Origin of the sequence: Paenirhizobium naphthalenivorans, assembly GCF_007992095.1 — a bacterium.
In the GTDB taxonomy this organism is placed as follows: Bacteria; Pseudomonadota; Alphaproteobacteria; order Rhizobiales; family Rhizobiaceae; genus Allorhizobium; species Allorhizobium naphthalenivorans.
Genome location: NZ_BJZP01000058.1, coordinates 1 through 6,548 on the forward strand (window position 1 = coordinate 1; position 6,548 = coordinate 6,548).

Annotated in this window: 9 protein-coding genes; 7 read left to right on the top strand and 2 right to left on the bottom strand. The window is 59.8% G+C overall.

From position 1 onward, the window contains the following. Positions 1-534: 534 nt before the first annotated feature. The 6 genes from RNA01_RS24510 to RNA01_RS22685 all read left to right on the top strand — a co-directional run bounded on the left by RNA01_RS24510 (position 535) and on the right by RNA01_RS22685 (position 4,306). Positions 535-669, top strand: a complete 135-nt coding sequence (locus RNA01_RS24510; RefSeq protein WP_147182373.1) for a universal stress protein — start codon at positions 535-537, stop codon at positions 667-669. Between the two features lie 47 nt (positions 670-716). Further along, entirely contained in the window at positions 717-959 is a 243-nt protein-coding gene (locus RNA01_RS24515) for a universal stress protein (RefSeq protein ID WP_147182374.1), read from the top strand. A 338-nt stretch (positions 960-1,297) separates the two neighbouring features. Further along, positions 1,298-2,278: a thiamine pyrophosphate-dependent dehydrogenase E1 component subunit alpha gene (locus tag RNA01_RS22670; RefSeq protein ID WP_147182375.1), complete on the top strand. Its 981-nt coding sequence runs from the start codon at positions 1,298-1,300 to the stop codon at positions 2,276-2,278. Between the two features lie 28 nt (positions 2,279-2,306). Beyond that, positions 2,307-3,326 (top strand): alpha-ketoacid dehydrogenase subunit beta, encoded by a 1,020-nt coding sequence (locus tag RNA01_RS22675; protein ID WP_147182376.1) that lies wholly within the window; start codon positions 2,307-2,309, stop codon positions 3,324-3,326. 1 nt (position 3,327) lies between these two features. After that, positions 3,328-3,570, top strand: coding sequence for a biotin/lipoyl-containing protein (locus RNA01_RS22680; protein WP_147182377.1), 243 nt, complete (start codon positions 3,328-3,330; stop codon positions 3,568-3,570). Further along, positions 3,560-4,306 (top strand): lipoate--protein ligase family protein, encoded by a 747-nt coding sequence (locus tag RNA01_RS22685; RefSeq protein ID WP_147182378.1) that lies wholly within the window; start codon positions 3,560-3,562, stop codon positions 4,304-4,306. Before RNA01_RS22680 ends, RNA01_RS22685 begins: the two co-directional genes overlap by 11 nt. Before the next feature lie 17 nt (positions 4,307-4,323). Here the strand turns inward: RNA01_RS22685 and arcC are convergent, their stop codons facing one another. Both arcC and RNA01_RS22695 read right to left on the bottom strand, forming a co-directional pair. Then, complete coding sequence (gene arcC / locus RNA01_RS22690; protein ID WP_147182379.1) at positions 4,324-5,304, bottom strand: carbamate kinase; 981 nt, start codon at positions 5,302-5,304, stop codon at positions 4,324-4,326. A 1-nt stretch (position 5,305) separates the two neighbouring features. After that, entirely contained in the window at positions 5,306-5,896 is a 591-nt protein-coding gene (locus RNA01_RS22695) for a Rossmann-fold NAD(P)-binding domain-containing protein (protein WP_235916852.1), read from the bottom strand. Positions 5,897-5,974: 78 nt separating this feature from the next. On the opposite strand from RNA01_RS22695, the gene RNA01_RS22700 reads away from it, so the two are divergent. Beyond that, positions 5,975-6,548 (top strand): PAS domain S-box protein (locus tag RNA01_RS22700; RefSeq protein ID WP_147182380.1); only part of this gene is annotated, 574 nt, incomplete at its 3' end.

The window sequence follows — 6,548 nt, forward strand, 5'->3', positions numbered from 1 at the left end:
GAAAGAGCGTTTGGAACCTCCGTTATCGCTACCGCTGTTTCGGTCATCACATTTACTCTCTCGCAACGCGCCGAGTGGGCGGTTAATGAACGCTGGCGCTAAAGGAATTCCATGGCAACCATCTATCTCGCCGGGCCGGAAGTGTTCTTGTCGGGAGCCAAGGTCGTGGGTGAGAAACGCCGGCATGCGCGCGCACATACCGGCTTCGAGCCGGCCAGCTCCTAAGAGGCGAGAGCTAGGCGCCGGTGGTGAAGTTGACTGCGTCAGCTATATACCAGAGCAACGAGGATGCGATGCGCCGCGCGAATGTCTGCATCTCCAATATCACGATCGTTAACGACATTCTTATTGGAGTCAGTACTTTTCTGGGCGCTCAGCAAAGTAGGGATTTCAAGGTAGGCAATGTCTGAAGGCCACGACCTCGTGCGGCAAGAGAGTCCGGAAATTTTATTGGCCATTGACTTGGATCAGAGATTGTTGTCCGATTATTAGTATGCTCTCTTTTAAATTTCGATCTCGGTTGAGGAGGCAGTTATGCGGCATATTCTACTTGCGACGGACGGTTCGGAAAGTGCCCGACGCGCGAGCGAAATCGCCGCAAATTTGGCGCGTACGACTGGCAGCAGATTGTTCATTCTCACCGTCGAAGGCAGCGTACTGAGGATCTAAAGCAGTTCGCAAAGGCAGAAGGAAATATCCCCGATGCCCTTGAAGGTATGGCCGGGCAAATTCTGCATCAGGCCCGAGAGATCGCCAAAAGATCGGGTGTCGCAAACATAGATATGCAAACTGCCTGGGGGGATCCGGTTGAAGTGATCATCGACAGAGCTCAGCAGGAGAAGGTGGACGCGATTGTCGTCGGCCGCCGGGGGCGCGGAAGGTTAGAAGGCCTGCTGCTCGGCAGCGTATCGCAGAAACTTGTCAGTTTGGCTCCTTGCATTGTCGTAGTGGTGCCGTGAAGAGCTAGCGTTCTGGTCCCATGTGATCCTCTTCTCAAGGCCCGCTTGTTGCTCGCGTACCCTCGCGCTGACGCTGCATCGCGAGGGACGGGGGAGGTGATTGTTGTAAGTGGCGAGCTTCCCTTCCAATGGCAGGTGCCCGCCGCTTCCTTAGACGCTTTTGTCATATCCTTTGAGACAGATCAAAGCCCGGCACAGCCGGGGTTCCTAAGCTGATAAAGATTCGCCGCTCATTATAGAATAGACCAGCTGCCTACCGGTTCGGTGCGAGAAGCAGGTCCGCGCGCCTTTCAAATGAAAGGCTGTACGCATGATCAACATACCAAGGGAGGTTTGAAATGCCGACGAAATCCCAGCTTCTATGGATGTACGAGATCATGGAAAAGGCGCGGTGCTATGAGGACACGATGGCTGCCGCCTACATGGAAGGGAAATCCCCGAAATTCGATATAGGTGCAGGTCCGTTGCCGGGTGAAATGCATCTTTCAGCTGGTCAGGAACCGTGCGCAGCGGCGGTCTGCGTCCATCTGCGTGCCGACGACACAGTGACAGCAACGCATCGGCCCCACCATGCCGCCATTGCCAAAGGCGTCGATCTCAAGAAAATGACGGCTGAGATCTTTGGTAAGGCGTCCGGGCTCGGCGGCGGACGCGGCGGCCACATGCACCTCCTCGACCCCGCGGTCAACTTCGTCTGCAGCGGTATCATCGCTGAAGGAGCCGGCCCGGCAGTTGGCGCAGCGCTGGCCGCCAAGCTGAAGGGCAGCGATGCCGTCGCGGTATCCTATGTCGGAGATGGCGCTGCCAACCAGGGTGCTTTTCATGAATCGCTCAATCTTGCCGCCCTATGGAAACTGCCGGTCCTTTTCGTAATCGAGGACAATGGCTGGGGAATTTCCGTTCCTAAATCCGCTTCCACGGCCGTTGTGGACAACAGCGTGAGGGCAGCGGCGTACGGCATTCCCGGTTTTCACGTCGCCGACAACAACACGCTGATATTGTTCGACGTTGCAAAACAGGCGGTCAGTCGCGCCAGGAGGGGGGATGGCCCGACGCTGATCGAAGTGGAGACCTACCGCTATTACGGTCATTTCCAGGGCGACCCGGAGCTCTATCGCCCGAAGGGCGAGGTGGCGGCACTGAAAGCCAAGGATCCGATCGCCCGGTTTCGCCGGCAGATTATCGGAGAGGGCGTGACCGAGGCGGAAGCCAACGAGGCCGCGAGCAAGGCAAAAAGGGAAGTCGATGAGGCCTTCACCTTTGCCCGAGCCGCAGCCTATCCGGCCCCGAGCGACGCCCTGACCCAGGTCTTTGCCTGACCGGCCATTCCCTTCCAAGGAGGAAACTATGTCTAGTAATCGCATTATGACCGTTTCCCGGGCGATTTCCGAAGCGATAGCACAGGAGATGCGCGCCGATCCCACGGTCTTCGTCATGGGTGAGGATATTGGCACCTATGGCGGCATTTTTGGCGCCACGGCCGGCCTTCTGGACGAGTTCGGCAAGGAGCGCGTCCGCGACACGCCAATTTCGGAAACCGGTTTCATCGGCGCCGGCGTCGGCGCCGCCATGGCGGGCATGCGGCCGATCGTTGAACTGATGTTTGTCGATTTCTTCGGCGTCTGCATGGACGCGATCTACAATCTTGCCGCCAAGAACATTTATTTCTCCGGCGGCAACTACAAAGTGCCTATGGTCATCATGACCGCCACTGGCGGCGGATATTCCGATGCTGGCCAGCATTCGCAAACCCTGCACGCGACCTTCGCCCACCTGCCCGGCTTGAAAGTGGTCGCACCATCCAACGCCTACGACGCCAAGGGGCTGATGATCGCGGCCATCCGCGACGACAGCCCGGTGATGTTCATGTTCCATAAGGGGCTGCAGGGGCTGGCCTGGATGGCCTCCCCCGAAGGGGCCGCTGCCGAGCTACCGGAAGAGGCCTATGCCATTCCGTTCGGCGAAGCCAAGGTGGTGCGGCGGGGCAAGGACGTCACCATCGTCAGCCTCAGCATGATGGTGCATAAGTCGCTCGATGCTGCGGAAGAATTGGCGAAGCAGGGCATAGAGGCGGAGGTAATCGACCTTCGCACCATAGTGCCGCTCGACCGCAAGACGGTGATCGAGTCGGTCCGTAAGACCGGCCGGCTTGTCGTCGTCGATGAGGACTACAAGAGCTTCGGCCTCACGGGCGAAATCATCGCCAGCGTCGCCGAAGAGGATCCAACGCTTCTGAAGGCGGCACCACAGCGTCTCGCGGTTCCCGATGTGCCGATCCCCTATAGCAGGCCGATGGAACAATACGTCCTGCCATCTGCGGACAAGATCGTCGCGGCTGCGCTGAAAACGATGAAGAAGGATGCCTGATATGGTCGAGATCAGGATCTCATCCGACCTGTGGGATGCCAACGTCAATCCAGAAGGCATCATCGCCAACTGGTTCTATCCTGACGGCAGCGCGGTCGCTGCGGGAGCGACGATCACAGAGCTGATGGTGGAGAAAACCACGTTCGATATTACGGCGCCATCAGCTGGCATCCTGCACATCGCCGTCCCCAAGGACGGCGTCGTGAAGCCGGGAATGGTGGTCGGCACCATCGATGCGGCCTGATCTTCTCGCCCGGCCCTTGGCAGCGGCCATCGCCGCCGCTGCCAAGGTTGACGGTCTCACCATGGATCCCGGCGTGGAAAGCTTCACCACGGCGGCGGAGGGGCTCGAAAGGCAGGAACGGCTTTGCGACGAGATCCGCGACGGGTGCCGCTTCCGCACCCTCTTCTGGCAAGCACCGCAGGCTCTGATCGTAGGACGCGCCGACACCCGTCTGCCTGCCTTCGATACCGCAGCGGACCGATTGACGGTCGAAAACTGGCCGGTTGTTGTCCGGCGCAGCGGCGGCACTGCCTGTCCGGTCTCGCCAGGTACGTTTCAGATCGTCCTTGCCCGCACTGCCGAGGCCGGCTTCGCCATCGATGGCGCCTATCGCGAACTCGCGGCGATGATTGGCAACGCGCTGGCTCCAATCGGCCTCATAGCGACGATCGGCGAAGTGGTGGAAGCCTTTTGCCCCGGCCGCTTCGATATTCAGATCGACGGCCGTAAAGTCGCTGGGCTGTCGCAACATTGGTGCGAGAGAAACGGTCACAGGGTCGTAACGACTGCGGCATCGTTCGTCCTGGCGGAGGATCCATCGGAACTCGCGCGGGTCGTGAATCTCTTCTATGAAAGCGCCGGAGGTGAGAAACGTTGCCCGGCCGATGCCATTATCAGTCTGGAAATCGCGTTCTCCGACTTGGTATCAAAGAGGAATGTATTCTGCCACAGGGCCAAGGAGAGGAAGTGCAATTGAGCTCAGCCATCGACGTGTCAAACGCTGCCTTGCCCGCACATACGGCTTCGAGGCGAAAGGGCTCCTGAGTAGCGAGAACCAAGCGCCGCCGCGGCCTTGTCGATCCGGGTACCGGCATGGCCGTCCAGGATGGCGATGGCATCCTCCAGCCGGCCGATCCCGGTGAAGCTGCCGGTGTCGGCGAAATCGCCGGCAGCGACCATCTTCGGGCCCATCGACCCCGCGGGCGCGTCAAAGGCGCGGGCCTCGTCCAGGGTCATATGGGCAACCGGCCCGGCGCTCTCGCTGCCGAAACCGCGGTAGACCGCGTCCACATCGGTCAGCAACAACAAGGCATCGGCGCCGAGCTGGCGCGCCAGGAGAGCGCTGGCGGCGTCCTTGTCAATCACCGCTTCGATGCCGATCAGGCTGCCGTCGTCGCGCCGCACCACCGGGATGCCGCCACCGCCGGTGCAGACGACGATGACGCCGTGGTCCAGCAGAAGCCTGATGATCCTAAAGTCGGGGATCTCGACGGGCTTGGGCGAAGCCACGACCCGGCGCCATTTGTCGCCATCGGCAGCGATCGTCCACCCCGCCGCCTTGGCTCGCGCCTCCGCTTCGGCCCGCTCATAGACCGGCCCGACGAACTTGCTTGGCTTTTCGAAGGCGGGGTCGCGCCCATCCACGACCACCTGGGTCAGCAGGGTTGCGACGGGCTGGGCGTGATCCAGCGCATTCTCGAGCTCCTGTTCGATCATGTAGCCGATCATGCCCTCGGTTTCGGCGCCGAGAACGTCGAGCGGATAGGCCTCGTTGGGCTTGTAGGCCGCACCCTGCAAGGCCAGGAGACCAACCTGGGGACCATTGCCATGGGTGACGACCAGACGGTGACCGGCATTGACCACTGCCGCCAGCGACCGGGCCGCGATCCGCACGTTCTCCCGCTGCGCCTCGGCCGTCAGCGGCTCGCCCCGTTTCAACAGGGCATTGCCGCCCAGCGCCGCAACCACGAGCATCTCAGGCCCCCAGGGTGGCGACGAGCACCGCCTTGATCGTGTGCAGCCGGTTCTCGGCCTGATCGAAGACGATGGATGCCGAGCTTTCGAAAACCTCCTCGGTCACCTCCATCGCGTCGAGGCCGAACTCGGCCAGGATATCGGCGCCGACGCTGGTCTCGGTATTGTGGAAGGCCGGGAGGCAATGCATGAAGCGCACGCGCGGATTGCCGATCTTGGCCATCAGCTCCGCGTTCACCTGGTAGGGCGTCAGCAGCTTGATGCGCTCGGCCCATTTCTCCTTCGCCTCGCCCATGGAGACCCAGACGTCGGTATAGACGAAATCGACGCCTTTGACCGCGGCATCGATATCCTCGGTGATCATGATCCGCGCGCCGGTCTCGCTGGCGACTGCCTGGGCCTGGTCCTGGATCTCCTGCACGGGCCAGCACGCCTTAGGCGCGCAAAGCCCTACATCCATGTCCATCTTGGCCCCGCCGATCAGCAGGCTGTCGCCCATATTGTTGCCGGCATCGCTGATGAAGACATAGGAAACCTGGTGCCTGCAGTCGCGGAGCGTGAGCTGGCTGCGGTTCTTCAGATTGAAAGCCATGAGGAAATTCTGCGATTGTTAATTTGTTTATTCGATAACAGTAAAAGATAAATGTTGTAGTCTTCGAGGCCCCCGTCCATGTCTTATCTCGTCAACTGGTTTCGTAAGCTCAGGAGAGGAACCACCTCAATCGACTACAAAGCGCTGACCGAAACCTGCATGGATGTCATCGTCCAAGTGGGGCCAGATATGGAGCTTGTGTACGTCTCTCCTTCGGTCAAGGCAATGCTCGGGTGGTCGCCAACGGAACTGATCGCGCGTGGAAAGGGACTCGTTTACGAGGAGGATATCGCTCAAATAGAGATCAACTCGGAGAAACTGAAACAAGGCGATGCGGAGTTTCATCGCCAAACGTTCCGTGTTTACGCCAAGGATGGCTCCTTGAGATGGATGGAAGGGCAGGCGCGGCGAATAAACACAAACGGACGAGCGGCCGCGGGTTTTGTCATCAGCATGCGCGATATCTCGGAAAGAAAGCTGATCGAGGAAAGGCTCAAGACGATCTCCGTGACTGATGAGCTTACTGGATTGGGGAATCGCCGTGCCTTCAATACCGCACTGATAAGGGAGTGGCGTCTCGCGCTTCACGAAAACACACAGCTATCATTCGCCCTGTTGGATCTTGATCATTTCAAGGGCCTAAATGACGAAC